Consider the following 18,984-nt stretch of genomic DNA (forward strand, 5'->3'; position numbering starts at 1 on the left):
GACACGTGGTGGACCGCGACCCCGACGCCATCAAGCAGGAGATCGACGCCGCCCGCGACCAGCTCGCGGCCACCGTCGACTCGCTTGCCGAGCGCGCTAACCCGCGCCGCCTCGCCGACGACCTCAAGGCCAGGGTGATCGGGTTCGTCACGCAACCCGCGGTGGCCGCCTCGCTGGCCGGTGTCGGTGCGGTGGTCGTCATCGTGGTGGTGCGCCGGGTCAGGAACCGCTGAGCCACGTTCGCCGGGTAGACAGACAGCTCTGTCTACTCACCTGAGCTCTGCTAGCGTCGGCTTATGAACAGCCCCGCCCGCGAGGTCGCCACGGCCGGTGATCAACCCGTGCGCTCGGCGTCCCCGTCCGACCGGCTGCTTGCCGGGGCCACAAGGCTGTTTGCCGCGCATGGGATTCGGGGAGTCGGGATCGAGCGGATCCTGCGCGAATCGGGGTGTGCCAAGGCCAGCCTTTACGACTCGTACGGTTCCAAGGCGGGTTTGGTGCTCGCGTACCTGACGCAGTTGGATCGTGCCGATCGCGACCGATGGGAGAAGGCGACCGCAACGGTGGCCAGTCCCGTCGAAAAGGCGTTGACGTTCTTCGATCTCGCGATCGCCAATGGACTGCGAGGTGAATTTCCCGGCTGCTTGTACGCCAACGTGGTGACCGAGTTTCCGGGCGTGCGTTTCGAACCCGTCGACGCCCACCGCCAATGGGTGCGATCGTGTCTGACCGCGCTGATGACGTCGGCCGGCGCACGTTCGCCGGATTCGACCGCCCGGCGGTTCCAGTTGCTCTGCGACGGGGCGCTGGCGGGCTCCAAGCTCGAACGGTCGGTAGAGCCGATTCAGCTGGGCCGGGGTGTGGCGGCCGAACTGATCGATCGCGCCTGCCGTCGATAGCGGCCGGTCAGAACGGTTCCGATCAACACGATTGAATTCCGGCCGGCGGTGTGACCAGCATCATTTCCCGGCAAGAGCGCCGTGCGGACGCGGTTCAAGGCGGTCGCCAACAACGAGGCGGTTCCAGCTAAAATCTGAATCACACAGTGCCGCATAGAGATTCGTCGCCACGCTGGCGACCTGTCGGACGAGGCGCCGACGACCGGCCACAACAGCACCCGCTATGCGCTGGCAGAACCGCGCAAGGTCCCAACCCGGTCGCGTAGACAGAGCGGTCTGTCTGTGGAAGCGTCGCCCACGTGCCTGCCCTGCGATGTGCGAGGCGCTCCGGGCTTACCGAAAGGACATCAACGTGGCAACTGGCACAGTGCGGATAGTCGGTGGCCACAAGAGCTTTGGGTCCACCAGACCCGCACTCGCCGACGTCGACCTGACAATCGACGACGGCGACTTCCTGGCAATACTGGGGCGCAGCGGAAGTGGCAAGTCCACTCTGCTGCGGGTGATCGCCGGCCTGGAGCAACTCACCTCCGGAACGGTCGAGTGGTCCACCGGAAACGCCGTGGCCCGGCCGCACACCGGTGTCGTGTTTCAGCAACCGCTGCTGATGCCGTGGCTCAACGCCCGCGAAAACGTCCTCTTCGCAGCACGATTCGCCGCGAACCGGGCGTCGTTCGAACCCGCATACGCTCAGGAACTGCTACGGCGTTTCGACCTTGAGCGGGTGGCCGACCAATATCCCGACCAGTTGTCCGGCGGGCAGGCGCAGCGCGTCTCGATCATCCGCGCGGTAGCGACCCGGCCCCGGCTGCTGCTGCTGGACGAGCCGTTCAGCGCGCTGGATCCCGCCATTCGCGGCGACCTGCGAAGCTGGCTGGCCGATCTCGCCGTCGAGCTCGGGATCACCGTCGTGCTGGTCACCCACGACGTCGACGAGGCCCTGCAACTGGCCAGCCGGGTGGTGCTGCTCGGCCCCGACGGGCGGATCCGCCGCGAATGGCAACCGGATGCCGATGACGCCGAGCTGAGAGAACAGATACTCGACCATTACCGACTGGTCGAACAATGATCGGCGTGCTCTCGCGCCGGTCGCTGCTGGCCGCGGGCGCCGCGCTGGCCGCGGCCGGGGGAGTGGCGGGGGTGGCCGACCTGGCCCGCGCCGCGAGCATCGACCGGACCAACACCAGCGGACAGCTTCGGATCGGATACCTGCCCATCACCGACGCGGCGCCGCTGCTGATCGCGCACGCCGCCGGTCTCTACCAGCCGGGCGTGGTCAGCTCGGCCAAGCCGGTACTGTTCCGCAGCTGGGCGTCGCTGGCCGAGGCGTTCGTCACCCGTCAGGTCGACGCCGTGCACATGCTGATGCCGATGGCCATCCAGCTGCGCTTCGCCTTGGGTAGTGCCGTCCGGGTGTTGGCCTGGAACCACACCAACGGTTCGGCGCTGACCGTCGCGCCGAACATCACCGACATCGGACAACTCGCGGGAACCCAAGTGGCGATCCCGTTTTGGTGGTCGATCCACAACATCATCCTGCAGGAGCTGTTGCGCGCGCACGACCTGCTGCCGGTGGTGCGCCGCAGCGCCTCGCGCAGTGCCCGCACGGTCGAGCTGATCGTGATGAGCCCGTCGGACATGGTGCCCGCACTGGCCAACCGTTCCATCGGCGGCTACGTGGTGGCCGATCCGTTCAACGCCATGGCTCAGGTGCGCAAGATCGGCCGCATCCACACCTTTTTGGGCGACGTGTGGCGCGACCACGCCTGCTGTGTGGTGCTGGCGCACGAGGACCTCATCGAGAACCGTCCGCAGGCGGCAGGCTCCCTGGTCAACTCGATTGTGCTTGCGCAGCAACGTATTAACGACAACCGGCCCGCCGCGGCTGCGGCACTGTCGAGTGGTGCCTATCTGCCCCAGCCGCTTCCGGCCATCAAGACCGCACTCACCTACAACCCGAAGGACTTTCGGCTCGCGCATCCGGATTGGCAGCCGCAGCGGTTGGGCTATCAGCCATTCCCGTTCCCGAGCTTTACCCGGCGACTGGTGGAGGCGATGCACGCCACCGTGGTCGACGGTGACCGGGGGTTCCTGGATCGGCTCGATCCCGCGGTCGCGCACGCGCAACTGGTTCACGACAGCTTCGTGCGAGCGGCGCTGGACGGGCACGGCGGCGCCGCGCGCTTCGGTATTCCTTCCGACCTGACCCGAACTGAAGAGGTGCAGCCGCTATGACCGCACAGGGAATCGAGACCGCCGCGCCGGGAGAGACGGACGCACCGGCGACGACGTCCGCGCCCAAGTGGTCCGTGCTGCGGCGCTGGTGGCCACCCGCGCTGGCCATCGGCGTGGCGGTCGCGCTCTGGTGGCTCGTCACCGCCGCGCTTGCCTCTCCGCAATCCCTGCTGCACCAGACCACACCGGGGCAGGTGGCCAAATCCCTTGTCGAGCTGTACAAGCGGGGCGTGCTGATCTCCGACACCGAGGTGAGCCTGTGGCGGCTGCTCGTCGGCTTGCTGGTGGCCGCGGTCATCGGGATTCCCGCCGGACTGCTCGTCGGGCTCAGCGACACCGCAGACCGTGCCACCCGTCCCGTCATCCAATTTCTGCGCATGATCTCGCCGCTGTCGTGGGCTCCGATCTCGGTGGCGATCTTCGGAATCGGCAATGAGCCCGTTATTTTCCTGATCGCCGCGGCGGCGGTGTGGCCGATCCTGATCAACACCGCAGCCGGCGTGCACAGCGTCGATTCCGGCTACCTGCAGGTGGCGAAGTCGTTCGGGGCGAGCCGAATCGAGCAGCTGACCCTCGTGGTGTTGCCCGCGATCCGCGGCCACCTGCAAACCGGCTTACGGGTCGCGTTGGGCATCGCGTGGGTGGTGCTGGTGCCGGCCGAAATGCTGGGCGTGCGTTCCAGTTTGGGCTATCAGATCCTGAACGCACGCGATCAGCTGTCCTACGGACAGGTGGTCGCGGTGATCGTGGTCATCGGCGTCATCGGATACGCGCTGGATCTCGCCGCGCGGCGGTTGCTGTCGTCGGGGCGCGGCTGAATCAGGCTGTGTCGGGTGCGGTACTGCGCTGCACGTGCACCGGCAGGTCGTCGGCCCACGGCTGGGTGGTGACCATGTCGTCGACGTCGATGTAACCACGCTCGAATTCACCGGTCGCCGCATCCACCAGCCGATATTCCTGCCGCTGTTTGTGGATGGGCTGCGCATCCAGAATCACGACCCGCACATCACCGGGCTCGAATCCGCACCGCTGCTGCATCGCCTCGATCAGGCACTCGTTGTGCATGTGCCCGTCGCCGAAGTTCCAGCCGAGCACCATGGAGCAGAGCACCTCGCCCTCGCACAGGTTGTAGTCGTCCTCGTCGTAGCCGGCCAGCGCGCGGTGTACCAGCGTGAGCAGCGCGCGCCCGTGCGTGTTCATCCCGCGGAATGCCAGCGCCAGGTGCAACGGGATCAGCGTTTCCTCTTTGCTGCCGTACAACCGCTCGAGCTGCAGGTGTTGCATCGGGCCAAGCGCACGGGAGCCGATGCGGAATTTCTCGTCCATCGAAGGCTTGACGCACCACACGGTGGTGTCCCAGTTGCCGGCGTAGTAACGCATACCGGGCAGGAAAGAAACCTTGCGCGGGAACAGGTTTCCCACCACCACGACCGTCGTGATGACCGCGAACAGCACGACGGGCCAGAGGCTGGTCAGATCCGACAGCCCGATGGGCGCGTGCGCCACGAACAGCCACAGCACGCCGAAGATCATGAACACGTTCCACTCCAGCGGCACGCCCATCGGAAAGGCCAGGAGGATGTTCAGGTGGAACACGATCATCACGAACGCGGCGATCGTCGTGGGCCAGCCGCCGTGCGCGAACAGCAGTGCCAGCGGCACCAAACCTTCGATCGCAGTGGAGAAGTGCGCGATGAACCCCGACAGCGCGCTGGGCCTCAGGTCGTCGGGATAGTGCTTGAACAGTGACCGCTTGAGCACTCCCGAGGGCAGGAACGGGTTGTTGGCCAGCATCGTCGAGATCACGAACGGGAAGTGCTTGGTGATCTTCGAGGTGGCGGCGCCCAGCCAGATCACCATGAAGACGAGCTTGGCCCCGATCACGATGTCGGCGCCGACGAATAGAAACGCCAGCGCCAGCGGTCCGTATACCTCGGCGCGAGCGGCCAGGAAGATCACCTTGTCACGCAGACTGATAACGGCCAGGACCGCGAGGATCGCGAGGGTCTGCCACCGCGGCAGCACGCCGATCACCGTGTCCAGGACCGGAATTGGACCGGAGCCGTCGGATACCAGCGCCGTCGCGAGCAACGCCAACAGCGCGCCGTAGAGCAACGCGTCGAACGGGGTCCGGTCGATGCCTTTGGTCAGCGGTACCCGGTTGGGCCAGGGTGGCAGCCGAATGGTGCCGGGCCGCAACCAGTACAGGATCGATCCCATCGGCGGGTAGTAGCGCCCGGCCAAAGGTCCGAAACAACAACCGAGACCGACGACTTCGAACAGCATGGTGAACAGCACAGCCTTCTGGAATACGATCGGCTCCGACCACCACGCACTGACGTCGGTGAGGCCGCCGATGCCCGTCGTGCACCAGCCGAAGAACCAGCCACCGAAGATGTAGAGCGCGATCTTCGCGCCGTACATCACATGCATGATCAGGGGAATGCCGAAGCCGTTCTCGGCGACGTGGCGCTGCATCGGGATGAGTCGCTCGGCGCGCGGGAGCTTGCTCCACTCGGGGATGTCGACGACGGGCAGGTTGGGCTGGATGAACCCCATTACAGCTCCTTCGACACGGGCGCCGATCGGCAGTACTGGCCGCGGCGTCACGAAGAAATTACCTGCGGTCAGCGGGCATGCGCAGGCGAAAGCCCGCTGTGTGGGATTCCCGGGAGCGCTACCTAATCTAAGATGATTAGGTTTAGACTCACTTGCGCAGCCCCCGATGCCCGACCAGGCATTTCAGACCACGGCCGACCTGTGAGGTGAGTCGATGACCGCTTTGGAGAGCACCGTCCCGGCAGTGCGGACCGAAAGCGAAGTGGCGGATAGCAAGACGGTGCATACGTCTTGCCGATACTGCCTGGCGTCATGTGGCGTGGAGGTGACGGTCAAAGACAATCGGGTGCTGAAGATCTCGGCCGACAAACAGAACCCGCACAGCTGGCACGACTTCTGCGCCAAAGGCCGGACCGCGAATCAGATGGTCGAACACCCGCGGCGCATCCTGGCCCCGATGCGACGCGTCGGCGATAGCTATGTGGAGGCCAGCTGGGAAGAGGCGATCGCCGATATCGCCACCCGGATGAATGCGCTCATCGAAACCGGCGGTCCCGACGCCGTCGGCTGCTATTGGGGCAATTCGGCGGCGTTTTCGGCGCCCAGCGTCATGTTCATGACCGCGTTCATGGATGCGCTCGGCAGCTACAGCCGCTACTTCGTCGGTTCGGTCGACCAGAACGCGATGCACGTCGTGGCCACGGCGATGTACGGCTCCCAGCTGATGGCGCCGGTGTCCGACATCGATTACTGCGACTACTTCCTGCTGGTGGGGACGAATCCTGCGGTCAGCGCCTGGAATTGGCTGGAGACCGTCCCGGCGGGGTGGCAGCGCACCCTCGACCGCCAGCGCCAGGGCGCGACGGTCGTCGTGGTCGATCCGGTTCGATCCGAGACGGCGGCCAAGGCGGACATGCATTTGGCCGTGCGGCCCGGGCAGGACTGGGCGCTGCTGCTCGGCATGGTGAAGGTCATCCTCGACGAGGGACGCGAGCATCGGCGGGACTGCCTCGAATTGGCAACGGGGGTACCCGAGTTGCGCAAGCTGGTCGCCGAGGCCGACCTCGACGACCTGGCCGCCCGGTGCGATATCCCGCGGGCCCAGATCGAAGCGGTGGCACGCGATTTCGCCGCGGCGCCCGGCGCGATGGTGGTGACCCGGACCGGGGTGTCGCTGCACTTGGCCGGCACGATCGGCGAGTGGCTCGGTCACGTCCTCAACGTCATCACCGGGCGGATCGACCGGCCGGGCGGTCGCCGCTACGAGCAGGGCTACGTGGACTCGCTGAAGCTTTTCGACATGATGGCCAAGCCGGTCGCGCACAAGTCGCGGCTGCACGGTCGTGACATGGTCGCCGGTCATCACGGCCTCGACGAATTGCCCGACGAGATCACCACACCCGGCCGCGGACAGATCCGCGCGATGATCATCAACGGCGGCAATCCTGTGGTGGCCGGACCCAACGGCGCCAAACTGGATCGAGCCCTGCAGGACCTCGACCTGCTGGTCGCCATCGATCTGGTCCAGCGAGAAAGTCACCGGCACGCGCATTGGCTGCTTCCCGTCGTGCACTGGCTGGAACGCGACGATCTGCACGCGCTGACGAGTGGGCTGCACGACGAGCCGTTCGCGATCTATGGCCCCAAGGCCATCGAGCCGCCCCCGGGGGCGCGGCCGGAGTGGCGGATCTTCACCGACCTCGCGCTGGCGATGCGCAAGCCGTTGTTCGGGATGAAGGGTGTCAACAGCTTCGTCAAGGCATCGCGGACGCTCGCCAGGATCACCGGGAGGCCCGCGCTGGAATTCAGTCCACAGTGGATCGACCGGCTGCTGGTGGCCACCGGGCGCAAGGTGAAATGGCGCGACATCATGGCCCATCCACACGGGTTCGTGTTCGGCAAGCCCGAATACGGCAACTTCAAGGCCGAACTCAAGACCGACGACTAGATGGTGCACGCCGCGCCGCCAGAATTCCTGGCCAGGTGCCGGGAACTGCTGGCCGATCCGCATCCGTGCGCGCCGCAGGGCTACCCGTTCCAGTTGGCGAACCGGCGTCACCGGCACTCGATGAACTCGTGGATGAACGATCTGCCGGGACTGCACCCGTCCGGCAAACGCAACGAGGTGGTGATTCATCCCGACGATGCCGCACCGCTGGGCATCGCGACCGGTGACCGGGTCAAGGTGTTCTCACCCGTCGGTGAGATCGATCTGCCCGCGCTGATCAGCGATCAGCCGCGTCGCAGTGTTGTGATCGTCGACCATGGCTGGGGCTCAAGGACTTTCGATCCCCGCGGCGGCGGTGCGCCCGAGTCGTTCGGGGTTAACCGCAACCTGCTCATCGACGGGTCCAAATACGACCCGCTTTCGCAGTCGCCCGCGATGAGTTCTTCCTACGTGGGTATCGCCCCCGCCGAATGAGCGAGCCCGACTAACTAGCCGACCGCCACCGCGCGGGGCCAGGCCAGTGGGTTGAGCTCGCGGAAAGGGTCCTCGGCGCGGACGGCCAACAGATCGCTCAGAATCGTCTCCAGCGATTGCTGGGTCGCGGTGCGCACCGACTCCACCCAATTCTCGGTCGATTCGTTTTCCGGCTTCGCGGTGTCGATCGGCCGGCCGAAACTCAGATACATCCGCTGCGGGCGGGGGATGAAGGTGGGTCCGACGCCGCGCAGCAACGGCATCGCCATATCCGCATTGCCCGACAGCCTCGTGCTGATGGCCTGGCTGAGCCGGCCCATTCTGCTGTCGCGGGTAACCAGGCTCTTGTAGACGTCGTCGCCGCCGACCAAGCCGACGGGGACGATCGGGTAGTTGTTTTCCACGGCGATGCGGGCGAACCCGGAGCGGCCGCGCCAATTGAGGCGGTACTCATCGCCTTTGAACTTGGCGATTTCTCGGCCCCGCCCGGGAAAACCAGGATGGTCTCGTTGTGCCGCATCAGCTCCCGTGCGGTCTCCGGCGCACCGACAACGCCGCCGTAAGCGGTGATCAGATCGTGCCCGAAGCCGGGCCGCTGGGAGAATCTTCGGTCCGCCAGCGGCCGAACCCGAACCCCCAGCGCGCGCCGCACGAAGTGTGGAATCAGCAGCACTTCGCCGCCACTGAACTGAGTGTGATTGCCTACCAACAGGAATCGGCCGTCGGCAGGCAGCGTCTCGAGGCCGGTGACGTAGGGCTGCCACAGGTCGATCAGAGGCGTGATGCCGTCGTGAACCTTCTCCAGCACGCCACGCAAGAACTGCGCGCGGCGTGGATGGTTCATCACGGCATCGATATCGATCGGCATGTTCACGGCAACCTCGGCTCGGGCTGGGGGAAGATGACACCGCTATACCAAACGAACTAGTTCGTATGGTTTATGATCGTCACCATGCGGACCACGACCGAACTTCGCGAGACGATCCTGACGGCCGCACGGTCGGAGTTCGCGCAGTACGGGCTGGCCGGTGCCCGGATCGATCGCATTGCGCGCGACGCGGATGCCAGCAAGGAGCGGCTTTACGCGCACTTCAAGGACAAGGAGACGCTGTTCCGCGGGGTGGTCGCCGCCGACATGGCGGAGTTCTTCGCCGCCGTCACGTTGCGTGCGGACGCGGTGCCGGAGTTCGTCGGCGAGATCTATGACCTGGCCTGCCGGCGGCCCGAGCACTTGCGGATGATGACGTGGGCCAATCTGGAGGGTCTGGTGTTGGACCCGCCGCCCGCCGACGGCCGTGAATCGGTCGCGGCCCGCGACATCGCCACCATCGAGGCGGCCCAGTCGGCGGGCTACGTGGATGCCTTCTGGCAGCCGATGGACTTGTTGGTGCTGTTGTTCGGCATCGCCTTGGCCTGGGCGCAATCGCCTCATCCCGACGCCGATACGGCCGATGTTGCGGTGATTACCGCGCGCCGCGCGGCCGCCGTGGAGGCGGCCCGGCGGATTGTTGCTCCCTCAACCTCAAATTGTGGTGCGCCGTCAGGGTTTCGAACCCCGGACCCGCTGATTAAGAGTCAGCTGCTCTACCAACTGAGCTAACGGCGCCTTGGTCAGCCAAGACCGGTTTGCAACAATAACAGGCCTTCTGTCGCAGGACGAAATTCTGGATTTCTTCCAGGATAGCGGCCCGCTTGGCGGCGGTATTGTGACCTCCGACGCCTAGCCGGCTCGTAGAGCGCGAAAACCCCGCCAGCGCAGGGACATTCGTTTGTGGCGAATATCAAAACAGGGTCCCGCAGTACGGTGCCCGCTCGGTACGGAACACGGCATCCAGGTCGCGCGCGACACCTGGACGAAGCTCCGTGAAACGGCCCGCGCGGGCAAGTTGAGATGCCGAATGAGTACCCATGTACAGGCTGGCCAGATCGGCCAGGCCGAGCTTGACGTCCGCGGGGCCCTCCTCCGGCGTGCATTTACCCACACCGTCGCGGATCTGCAGCCGGAACAGCCCCCCGGCCAGGTCTAGCGGATCCGCGACGTCCAAGACGACGTCGAGGTCGGCGAAGTACTCGCGGGTGCCCAGCGCGTGTGGCACGTCGTTGATCCGTACCCACAGGAAATCGCTTTGGCCCGCGGTCGCCGCGGCACGCTGATCACGCAGTTTGAGCGGAAGTGGATCATCGACCGGCACATCGATCTCGATCTCGTCGAACACCTCCAAGGCTAGCAATGTCTGAAGCAGTTCGGTATGGGCCTCGTCGGTGATGGGGCAGAAGTCTTGGACGACGACGGTGCCCAGCGGCGGCCGAAATCCGTGATTCATCTGACCGAACACGCGGTAGGACAGGAAGCCGTCCGGGTGGACCGTGTAGTTCAGGGCGGTGGCCTCGCTTCGCTGCGTGGCCCGGTCTTCGAAAAAGTCTGTCCACCAGGCGTCGTCCCGACTGACCGCACCAGCAGTGGCGGCGCACCAGCGTTCATAGATCTTCGGCAGCACGCGCCCGGCTTCGGCGGCGCCGACCTCGCGAGCCCGTCGCGCGCTCGGCTTGGCGCGCAGTTTCGCGAAACGACGGTCGAGGGAATAGGTGCGGCTGTAGCTCGTCACGCCCGCGCCGAAACCGTCGTACATCGCGGTCTGGGTCGGGACGCCCACGATGAGCGGGTAGCCCCTGTCCATCAGAATCCCCAGCCCTTGGGCGCTGAGCTGCCCCCAAATTCCCGTCCCCTGATGGGTTGAGGCGACGGTGATCATGGCCAGCCACGCCGCCCGAAGGCTGGCACCACCGGGCACGGTGAGACGCGTTTGGTAGATGATGGACGTCCCCACCAGAAACGGGCGGCTCGGGTCGGAGACATCCTCGGCAATCAGGATGTCGTCGAGTTTGACCCGCCGCTTCCATGCTTCGACGTCTTGCGGCCCGAGCAGATCGCCGAAGGTTCGGGCCTGGCTCTCAAAGATTGCCTGCGAATCGTTGTCGGATGGATGCCTGATGTTGATGGCGTCGTCAGATGCACTCATTGCTCGCCAATCTCCTTCTGGCTCAGCCTAACCGGCGCATGCTGAGCCGAATCCACTTGGTGAGACAGCCTTTCCGTCCGATACCCAGGGACCGGACGCCCAAACCTCATTCCGGGAATCCGATGCGATGCGCTTTCGGATTCGACGGGTCAACCGGCATCTTTCGGGTACTGCGGTATCGCATGCTGCAAGCAATCACTCGACTCGCCATCGCCGCGCCCCGCCGCATCATCGCGGTCGCCGCTTTGGCCCTGGTAGGGGCCGCGATCTTCGGCCTCCCGGTGATCAACAGCCTGTCCGGCGGCGGCTTTCAAGACCCCACGTCGGAATCTGCCCGCGCGACCGGTGTGCTCAGGGACAAATTCGGCCAGACCGATCAGCAGATGATCATCGTGGTAACCGCACCCGCCGGTGTTCGCAGCGATCAGGCGCGCCGAGTCGGCACCGACATCGTCGCCCACCTGAAGCAGTCGCCGTGGGTGCTGAACCTCTCCTCGGCGTGGACGTCGCCGCCGCCGGCCGCCGCGCAGCTGATCAGCAAGGACGACAAATCGGGCATGATCGTCGCCGGCCTCAAAGGCGGCGAGAACGACGCTCAGGAATACGCCAGCACGCTGTCCGACCAACTGGTGTATGACCGCGACGGTGTCACGGTGCGCGCGGGCGGCATGGCCATGGCGTATGCCCAGATCAACGACCAGAACGCGCGGGACCTGCTGTTGATGGAGTCCATCGCGATTCCGCTGAGCTTCGCGGTCTTGGTGTGGATTTTAGGTGGCGTGGTGGCGGCCGCGCTGCCGATCGTCATGGGCGCACTCGCCATTGTCGGCACCATGTCGGTGCTGCGGCTGATCGCCTTCGCAACAGACCTGTCGACCTATGCGCTGGATTTGAGCATCGCCATGGGTCTGGCCCTGGCGATCGACTACAACCTGTTGATCATCAGCCGCTACCGCGAGGAGGTGGCCCGGGCGGGCAACCGCGACCAGGAGCTGCCGCGAGTGATGGATCGGGACCAGGCGCTGCTGCGGACCATGGCGACTGCCGGGCGCACCGTGCTTTTTTCCGCCACCACGGTTGCGTTGTCGATGTCGGTCATGGCGCTGTTTCCGATGTATTTCCTGAAATCGTCCGCGTACACGATCGTGGTCACCGCGGTCATCGTCGCGCTCGCCAGCGTCGTGGTGACCCCGGCCGCGATCACGTTGCTCGGTTCGCGACTTGACGCGTTCGACGTCTCCGGGATCGTGCACCGCGCCCTATTCGGGGTCAGACACCAACGGAAGTCGTGGCGCGATCATGCGCACACGCCGGTCGAGTCGCTGTTCTGGTACCGATCGACGAAGTTCGTGTTGCGCCACGCTGTGCCCGTCGGTCTCTGGGTGGTCGCGCTGCTGCTGCTAATGGGGGTTCCGTTTCTGGGGGTGAAGTGGGGATTCCCGGACGAGCGGGTGTTGCCGAAGTCGGCGTCGGCGCGCCAAGTCGCCGATATGTTGGACGAGGATTTCGGCAACGGGCCGGGGACCGCCGTGACCGTCGTCGTCCCCGACGCCGGTGGTGTGACACCGGCGGCCGTCAGTCACTATGCCGCCCAACTGTCGCGGGTACCCGACGTGTCCGCGGTCAGCGCGCCGACCGGGACGTTCGTGGCCGGCAACGCGGTGGGACCGCCCGCGGCCGCCGCCGGGCTCGCCAACGGCGCCGCATTCCTGACCGTAGATACCACCGCACCGCTGTATTCGAAGGCGTCCAACGCCCAACTCGATCGATTGCACAAAGTCGCCGGACCGGCAGGACGGTCCACCGAGATGACCGGGCTGGCGCAGATCAACCGTGACAGCATCGATGCGATCACCACCCGCTTGCCGATCGTGTTCCTGCTGATTGCGGTCATCACCTTCGCGTTGCTGTTCTTGCTGACCGGCAGTGTGGTGCTTCCGTTGCAAGCCCTGGTGTGCAACGTCTTGTCGCTGACCGCCGCGTTCGGCGCCATGGTGTGGATCTTCCAGGACGGCCACCTCAACGCCCTGGGGACGACGCCGAACGGGACGTTGAACGCCAACATCCCAGTGTTGTTGTTCTGCATCGCATTTGGACTGGCCATGGACTACGAGGTGTTCTTGGTCTCCCGGATTCACGAGTACTGGCTGGCTTCCGCGCCCGCCCACGAAAGACGTCCGATCGCGGTGGAGGCACGCGCTGCCACCGACGAGAGCACCGCGCTGGGCATTGCCGGCATCGGCCGCGTGGTCACCACCGCCGCGCTGGTGATGTCGATTTCGTTTGCCGCGTTGATCCCCGCGCACGTGTCGTTCATGCGGATGCTCGGTGTGGGCCTGACGCTTGCGGTGCTGGTTGACGCCACACTGGTTCGAATGGTGTTGGTACCGGCCTTTATTCACCTGCTGGGCCGGTGGACGTGGTGGGCGCCCGCGCCAATGGTTCGGCTGCGAGAGCGCTCCGCGACCGGTGAAGACGCCGCCGCTGCGGTGGGACGGCGCCGGTGGGCCGCCGACGTGGCCGGCCCACAGCGGCGCTTGATCAGAAGATGGCCTACCACAATGACTTCCGATGGCAGATCCCGTATATCGACGGAGAACTTGCCATGACCAAGGTCGAGATCGCCGTTCTGCTCGCATTGGCTTCCGCGCTTTGCGTGGCGATCGGCGACGTATTACAGCAACGAGCGGCGCACTGCGTCGAGGACTCCTCGATCGGGCACGTCGAGCTGTTCGCCAGCCTGCTTCGAAATCAACGATGGTGGTGGGGTGCAGTGTTGCTGATCGCCAGCCTTGCCCTGCAGGCGGCGGCATTGAGTCGGGGCTCGGTGCTGTTGGTGCAGGCGCTGCTCATGCTCTCCCTGCTGTTCGCACTGCCCATCAACGCCAGATTCGCCCGCCGCACGGTCCACTCGAGCGAGTGGATCTGGGCCGGGGTGCTCACCGCAGCGGTGATCGTGATCGTCGTCGTCGGCAACCCGCAGCCCGGTCATTCCTCCGCGCCGTTGAGGACCTGGATCGCCGTCGCCGTCGTGCTCGGCCCGTTGCTCCTCGCCTGCGTCATCGCCGGCCGCAGGTGGGGCGGCGCGGTCGCCGCACTGTTGTACGCCCTGGTGTCGGGTTCGCTGTGGGGGATTTTTGCCGTGCTCGCCAAGGAGGTCGTCGCCCGGCTTGGCGAGGGGGGCGGGGCGGTGCTCCGAACCCCCGAACTGTATGCCGCGATCCTCGTCGCGGTGGGGGGTGTCGCGGGAAGCCAGTTCGCGTTTCGGGCGGGTCCGTTGACCGCGTCGATGCCCGCCCTGCAGGTATCGCAACCGGTGGTAGCGGCGCTCCTGGGGGTCGTTGTGCTCGGTGAGACCCTGAACGGCGGGCGGGCGGTCATGATCGGCTTGGTCCTAGCGGCCGTGGCGATGACGGCCGCCATCGTCAAACTCGCGCGCGTCGAGGCCGTGGCGACCCGTGAGCAGGTCGAGGCGAGTCGGCAATATCCGGCGAGCCAACCGACTTAGCCGGCGCGACCGCGACACCGAACGGCTCAACCCGCCAATGTCGACGTGGGGCGGGGCAAAAACCCATTAGAATGCTTGCAATTAAGCAAGGTCAGCGGTGACCGAACGTAACCGAATGATGTGGAAGGTCACTTGATGACGGCTTTGCGCAGGCACCTACCTTGGCTGGTTATCGCCATGGTGATGTTTGCTGTGACCAGCACCTCCTGCAGTAGTAACCAAGCTGCGGCGCCGCCGAAGATCATCTTCGACAAAGGCACACCGTTTGCCGATCTGCTGGTGCCCAAGCTGACCTCCTCGGTCTCGGACGGAGCCGTCGGTGTCACCGTCGATGCGCCGGTCACGGTCAACGTTGCCGACGGCGTGCTCGCGTCGGTCACGATGGTCAACGACAACGGCCGGGCGATCAGTGGCCAACTCAGCCCCGATGGACTGCGCTGGTCGACCACCGAACAGCTCGGCTACAACCGGCACTACACGCTGAACGTCAAGGCGACCGGGCTCGGCGGCGCGGCGAGCCGCCAGATGAGCTTCTCGACCAGTTCGCCCGCGCACCTGACGATGCCGTACGTCGCGCCGGGCGACGGCGAGGTCGTGGGTATCGGCGAGCCGGTGGCGATCCGGTTCGACGAGAACATCGCCGACCGCGCCGCCGCGCAGAAGGCGATCAAGATCACCACCAACCCGCCCGTCGAAGGCGCGTTCTATTGGCTGAACAACCGCGAAGTGCGTTGGCGTCCAGAGCATTTCTGGAAGTCGGGAACCGCGATCGACGTGGCGGTCAACACCTACGGCGTCGACTTGGGCGACGGGATGTTCGGCGAGGACAACGTCAAGACCCACTTCACGATCGGCGACGAGGTCATCTCGACCGCCGACGACAACACCAAGATGGTCACCGTGCGGGTCAACGGCGAAGTGGTGAAGACGATGCCGACGTCGATGGGCAAGGACAGCACCCCGACGGCCAACGGCTTCTACATCATCGGCGGCCGGTACAAGCACATCATCATGGACTCGTCGACTTACGGCGTTCCGGTCAACTCGCCCAACGGATATCGCACCGAAGTCGACTGGGCCACGCAGATGTCCTACAGCGGCGTCTTCGTGCACTCCGCGCCGTGGTCGGTCGGCGCGCAGGGCCATACCAACACCAGCCACGGCTGCCTGAACGTCAGCCCGAGCAACGCCGAGTGGTTCTACGACCACAGCAAGAGCGGGGACATCGTCGAGGTGGTCAACACGGTCGGGTCGACGCTTCCCGGCACCGAGGGCCTGGGTGACTGGAACATCCCCTGGCCGCAGTGGAAAGCCGGCAACGCCAACACCTGAGCTAGTCCTCGGGTTTATGCCGATGCTTCCGGCGTGCTCGAGCCGGCTAGTCAGCGATCGCCCGCCTGGGTGGGGCGGAGCCGGCCGGTACCCGCTCGCGCCGGCGCCTCGGCCATCGATTGACGGATTCGCCTGCCGCGCAGTCGCTTAGGGTTATGCGCAGGTGAAGAGCGGGTCGCAGACGACGGTGAACGTGCACCCCGATGCCGCCGGGGCCATAAATGCGAGGACCAGGGCGAGGACAACCTTGTACTCCAGACCAGACATGACCACTCCGAACCTATGAGCAAGTGATGTTACGCGATGTGACCTTGAAGAAACATGGCGCTGGCAAACATCGGCCGCGAGGTTTCGTCGCCCGCGGGCGGCGGGGTGGTCGGGAGGGCCGCCCGCACGGCAAGGCCGCTGCGCCACAACGTAATAGGTAGCCGGGCTCGACGACGGTCGCGCGTCGGTTCCGGCGCCGATTGAGCTGGCTATGGTCCCGGACAAGCAAAAAGGTCAGAGGGCGGATATGCCCTCTGCCCCTGTGGGGTGAGTGACGGGACTCGAACCCGCGACATTCAGGATCACAACCTGACGCTCTACCAGCTGAACTACACCCACCATGACCGCGCTACACGCGGCGACTGTCGATACTAGCGGTTCGGTGGCTCGACAGCCGAATCAATTGGCTGTGCCGCGCCGTCAGTGCCCGCGAGCTCGGCCGCCACCGCCGCGATTTCGCTGGTAGATGGCCCCGGCGGGGACACGAACGCGGTACGGCGGTAGAACTGCAGCTCGCGGATGGACTCGCGGATGTCGGCCAGTGCCCGGTGGGCCAGCCCCTTGGCCGGCTGGCCGAAGTAGACGCGGGGGTACCAGCGGCGGCAGAGTTCCTTGATCGAGCTGACGTCGATCATCCGGTAATGCAGAAACTCGTCCAGGGCGGGCATATCGCGGGCGATGAACGACCGATCGGTGGCGATCGAATTGCCCGCCAGCGGCGCCGTCTTGGGCTGCTTGACGTGCTTACCGATGTATTCGAGCACCATCGCCTCGGCGGTGGCCAGGTCGACGGTCGAGGCCCGCACCTCATTGATCAGCCCTGAGCGGGTGTGCATCTCGGTGACCACGTCGATCATCGACGACAGGGCGGCGTCATCGGCGTGGATCACCACGTCGACGCCGTCGCCGAGGATGTTTAGATCGGCGTCGGTGACCAGGGCTGCGATCTCGATCAACTTGTCCGATCCCAGATCCAGCCCGGTCATCTCGCAGTCGATCCACACCATTTCGTCGCGCACAGCGCTCAGCGTATGCCCACGTGGAGCCCTGCCGCTGGCTCCCCCTGGCAAGTAGTGTTGGGCCTTGCAACTTTCGGGCGAGAGGGGCGCGATGACCACCGAATCAGCGGACGGACCCGCGCAGCGGATCGCCAGCGGCTACGCCGTGGAAGGCCAGGCACTGGAACTGGGCACCGTCGTCATCGACGGCAACGCCGACCCGAGCGCGCAGATTCGCATCCCGCTCGCCACCGTCAACAGACATGGTCTGGTGGCCGGGGCGACCGGAACCGGCAAGACCAAGACCCTGCAGCTGATCGCCGAACAGCTCAGCGCCGCCGGGGTTCCGGTGCTGATGGCCGACGTCAAGGGTGACCTGTCCGGCCTGTCGCGGCCGGGGCAGGCCAACGAGAAGACGGCGGCTCGGGCGAAGGACACCGGGGACACCTGGGCGGCGACCGGCTTCCCGGTGGAGTTCCTGTCGCTGGGCACCGGTGGGCTCGGCGTACCGATACGCGCGACCGTCGCCAGTTTCGGCCCGGTCTTGTTATCAAAAGTGTTGGGGCTCAATGCCACTCAAGAGTCGACGCTGGGGTTGATCTTCCATTGGGCAAAGGAGAACGACCGCCCGCTGGTCACCCTGGACCAACTTCGCGCCGTCATCGGCCACCTGACCAGCGACGCCGGCAAGGCCGACCTGAAATCGCTGGGCGGGGTGTCGTCGACGACGGCCGGCGTCATCTTGCGCGCGCTGGTGAACCTCAAGGGCGAGGGCGGCGACACGTTCTTCGGCGAACCGAAGCTCGACCCGCAAGACCTGCTGCGCGTCGACAACGAAAACCACGGCACCATCTCGCTGCTCGAGTTCGGCGGTCAGTCGCTGCGCCCGGTCATCTTCTCGACCTTCCTGATGTGGTTGCTTGCCGACCTGTTCAACGAACTGCCCGAAGTTGGTGACATCGACAAACCCAAGCTGGTGTTCTTCTTCGACGAGGCGCATCTGCTGTTCACCGACGCGTCCAAGGCGTTTCTCGAGCAGGTCGAGCAGACCGTCAAGCTGATCCGCTCCAAGGGTGTCGGGGTGTTCTTCTGCACCCAGTTGCCCACGGATCTGCCCAACGATGTGCTGTCGCAACTGGGCGCGCGGATCCAGCACGCCCTGCGTGCATTCACCCCCGACGACCAGAAGGCCCTGTCCAAGACCGTCCGTACCTATCCGAAAACCGATGTCTACGACCTGGAGTCGGCGTTGACGTCGCTGGGCATCGGCGAGGCCGTCGTCACCGTGCTGTCCGAGAAGGGCGCCCCGACACCGGTTGCCTGGACACGGATGCGGGTGCCCCGCTCGCTGATGGCGTCGATCGGCGACGACGAGATCGCCAAGGCGGCGAAATCCAGTCCGCTGCAGGTCAAATACGGCCAGACGATCGAGCAGCCGTCGGCGCCCGAAATGCCCTCGGCGCCACCAGCGCCGAAGGCACCGTCGCCGCAGGGGCAATACGACCCGCTGCCGTCGTATCCGGACCCGTACGACATCCCGCCGATGCCGGCGCCCGCCGAACCCAAGGGCCCGGCCATATGGGAGGAAGTGCTGAAGAATTCGGACGTCAAGGACATCGTCAAAACTGGGTTACGCGATTTCGTCCGGGCCAGGTTCGGCACCGGCCGGGGCCGCCGGTGACGCGAGCCTAACGTCACTGCGAAATATCGGGCGGATTTTTCGCAGCCAGGTTAGACTCGCGGA

12 protein-coding genes, 2 tRNA genes and 3 pseudogenes are annotated in these 18,984 nt (G+C 65.5%); 11 read left to right on the forward strand and 6 right to left on the reverse strand.

Features of this window, described 5'->3' with window-relative positions; genetic code table 11:
• Positions 1–5: 5 nt before the first annotated feature.
• The 5 genes from G6N54_RS26835 to G6N54_RS26855 all read left to right on the forward strand — a co-directional run bounded on the left by G6N54_RS26835 (position 6) and on the right by G6N54_RS26855 (position 3,952).
• Positions 6–233 carry a DUF3618 domain-containing protein gene (locus tag G6N54_RS26835; protein ID WP_163795008.1) on the forward strand — a complete coding sequence of 76 codons (228 nt, stop codon included), beginning with the start codon at positions 6–8 and terminating at the stop codon, positions 231–233.
• Between the two features lie 63 nt (positions 234–296).
• Entirely contained in the window at positions 297–899 is a 603-nt protein-coding gene (locus G6N54_RS26840) for a TetR/AcrR family transcriptional regulator (RefSeq protein WP_163793525.1), read from the forward strand.
• Between the two features lie 352 nt (positions 900–1,251).
• Positions 1,252–1,968, forward strand: coding sequence for an ABC transporter ATP-binding protein (locus G6N54_RS26845; RefSeq protein ID WP_163793527.1), 717 nt, complete (start codon positions 1,252–1,254; stop codon positions 1,966–1,968).
• Entirely contained in the window at positions 1,965–3,134 is a 1,170-nt protein-coding gene (locus G6N54_RS26850; RefSeq protein ID WP_163793529.1) for an ABC transporter substrate-binding protein, read from the forward strand. The genes G6N54_RS26845 and G6N54_RS26850 overlap by 4 nt, the downstream gene beginning before the upstream one ends.
• On the forward strand, positions 3,131–3,952 hold the full coding sequence (locus G6N54_RS26855; RefSeq protein WP_163793531.1) for an ABC transporter permease: 822 nt from the start codon (positions 3,131–3,133) through the stop codon (positions 3,950–3,952). The genes G6N54_RS26850 and G6N54_RS26855 overlap by 4 nt, the downstream gene beginning before the upstream one ends.
• Before the next feature lies 1 nt (position 3,953).
• Here G6N54_RS26855 and G6N54_RS26860 read toward each other — a convergent pair whose 3' ends face one another.
• Entirely contained in the window at positions 3,954–5,693 is a 1,740-nt protein-coding gene (locus G6N54_RS26860) for a DUF3556 domain-containing protein (RefSeq protein WP_163793533.1), read from the reverse strand.
• Positions 5,694–5,907: 214 nt separating this feature from the next.
• Here G6N54_RS26860 and G6N54_RS26865 point away from each other — a divergent pair.
• Positions 5,908–8,115: pseudogene (locus G6N54_RS26865) on the forward strand (molybdopterin-containing oxidoreductase family protein).
• A gap of 14 nt (positions 8,116–8,129) precedes the next feature.
• Here G6N54_RS26865 and G6N54_RS26870 read toward each other — a convergent pair.
• Positions 8,130–8,983, reverse strand: a pseudogene (locus tag G6N54_RS26870) (lysophospholipid acyltransferase family protein).
• An 84-nt stretch (positions 8,984–9,067) separates the two neighbouring features.
• Between G6N54_RS26870 and G6N54_RS31775 the strand changes: the two are divergent.
• Positions 9,068–9,559 (forward strand): annotated as a pseudogene (locus G6N54_RS31775) (TetR family transcriptional regulator); the annotation flags it as partial.
• Between the two features lie 86 nt (positions 9,560–9,645).
• Here G6N54_RS31775 and G6N54_RS26885 read toward each other — a convergent pair.
• Both G6N54_RS26885 and G6N54_RS26890 read right to left on the reverse strand, forming a co-directional pair.
• A tRNA-Lys gene (locus G6N54_RS26885) sits at positions 9,646–9,721 on the reverse strand.
• Positions 9,722–9,896: 175 nt separating this feature from the next.
• The gene (locus tag G6N54_RS26890) at positions 9,897–11,135 is read right to left on the reverse strand and encodes a GNAT family N-acetyltransferase (protein WP_163793535.1); all 1,239 of its coding nucleotides are present in this window, start codon (positions 11,133–11,135) and stop codon (positions 9,897–9,899) included.
• 182 nt (positions 11,136–11,317) lie between these two features.
• On the opposite strand from G6N54_RS26890, the gene G6N54_RS26895 reads away from it, so the two are divergent.
• From G6N54_RS26895 to G6N54_RS26905, 3 genes are all read left to right on the forward strand, one after another.
• Positions 11,318–13,744 carry an MMPL family transporter gene (locus tag G6N54_RS26895; RefSeq protein WP_163793536.1) on the forward strand — a complete coding sequence of 809 codons (2,427 nt, stop codon included), beginning with the start codon at positions 11,318–11,320 and terminating at the stop codon, positions 13,742–13,744.
• A complete protein-coding gene (locus G6N54_RS26900) occupies positions 13,741–14,643 on the forward strand; it encodes a DMT family transporter (protein WP_163793538.1) in 903 nt (300 codons plus the stop codon). Before G6N54_RS26895 ends, G6N54_RS26900 begins: the two co-directional genes overlap by 4 nt.
• A 177-nt stretch (positions 14,644–14,820) precedes the next feature.
• A complete protein-coding gene (locus G6N54_RS26905) occupies positions 14,821–15,975 on the forward strand; it encodes a L,D-transpeptidase (protein ID WP_372513284.1) in 1,155 nt (384 codons plus the stop codon).
• 530 nt (positions 15,976–16,505) lie between these two features.
• On the opposite strand, the gene G6N54_RS26910 is transcribed toward G6N54_RS26905, so the two are convergent.
• Positions 16,506–16,581, reverse strand: a tRNA-His gene (locus tag G6N54_RS26910).
• A gap of 32 nt (positions 16,582–16,613) precedes the next feature.
• A complete protein-coding gene (gene orn / locus G6N54_RS26915) occupies positions 16,614–17,261 on the reverse strand; it encodes an oligoribonuclease (protein ID WP_163793542.1) in 648 nt (215 codons plus the stop codon).
• 91 nt (positions 17,262–17,352) lie between these two features.
• Here orn and G6N54_RS26920 point away from each other — a divergent pair, with 91 nt between their 5' ends.
• Entirely contained in the window at positions 17,353–18,921 is a 1,569-nt protein-coding gene (locus tag G6N54_RS26920) for a helicase HerA-like domain-containing protein (protein WP_163793544.1), read from the forward strand.
• Positions 18,922–18,984: the final 63 nt, after the last annotated feature.

The sequence above is a fragment of the Mycobacterium stomatepiae genome, from assembly GCF_010731715.1.
Lineage (GTDB): Bacteria > Actinomycetota > Actinomycetes > Mycobacteriales > Mycobacteriaceae > Mycobacterium > Mycobacterium stomatepiae.

Coding starts and splice junctions, on each gene's coding strand:
- G6N54_RS26855 (WP_163793531.1), top strand. CDS start 3,131: ATGACCGCACAGGGAATCGAGACCGCCGCGCCGGGAGAGACGGACGCA.
- G6N54_RS26850 (WP_163793529.1), top strand. CDS start 1,965: ATGATCGGCGTGCTCTCGCGCCGGTCGCTGCTGGCCGCGGGCGCCGCG.
- G6N54_RS26920 (WP_163793544.1), top strand. CDS start 17,353: ATGACCACCGAATCAGCGGACGGACCCGCGCAGCGGATCGCCAGCGGC.
- G6N54_RS26895 (WP_163793536.1), top strand. CDS start 11,318: ATGCTGCAAGCAATCACTCGACTCGCCATCGCCGCGCCCCGCCGCATC.
- G6N54_RS26840 (WP_163793525.1), top strand. CDS start 297: ATGAACAGCCCCGCCCGCGAGGTCGCCACGGCCGGTGATCAACCCGTG.
- G6N54_RS26860 (WP_163793533.1), bottom strand. CDS start 5,693: ATGGGGTTCATCCAGCCCAACCTGCCCGTCGTCGACATCCCCGAGTGG.
- G6N54_RS26900 (WP_163793538.1), top strand. CDS start 13,741: ATGACCAAGGTCGAGATCGCCGTTCTGCTCGCATTGGCTTCCGCGCTT.
- G6N54_RS26905 (WP_372513284.1), top strand. CDS start 14,821: ATGGTGATGTTTGCTGTGACCAGCACCTCCTGCAGTAGTAACCAAGCT.
- G6N54_RS26890 (WP_163793535.1), bottom strand. CDS start 11,135: ATGAGTGCATCTGACGACGCCATCAACATCAGGCATCCATCCGACAAC.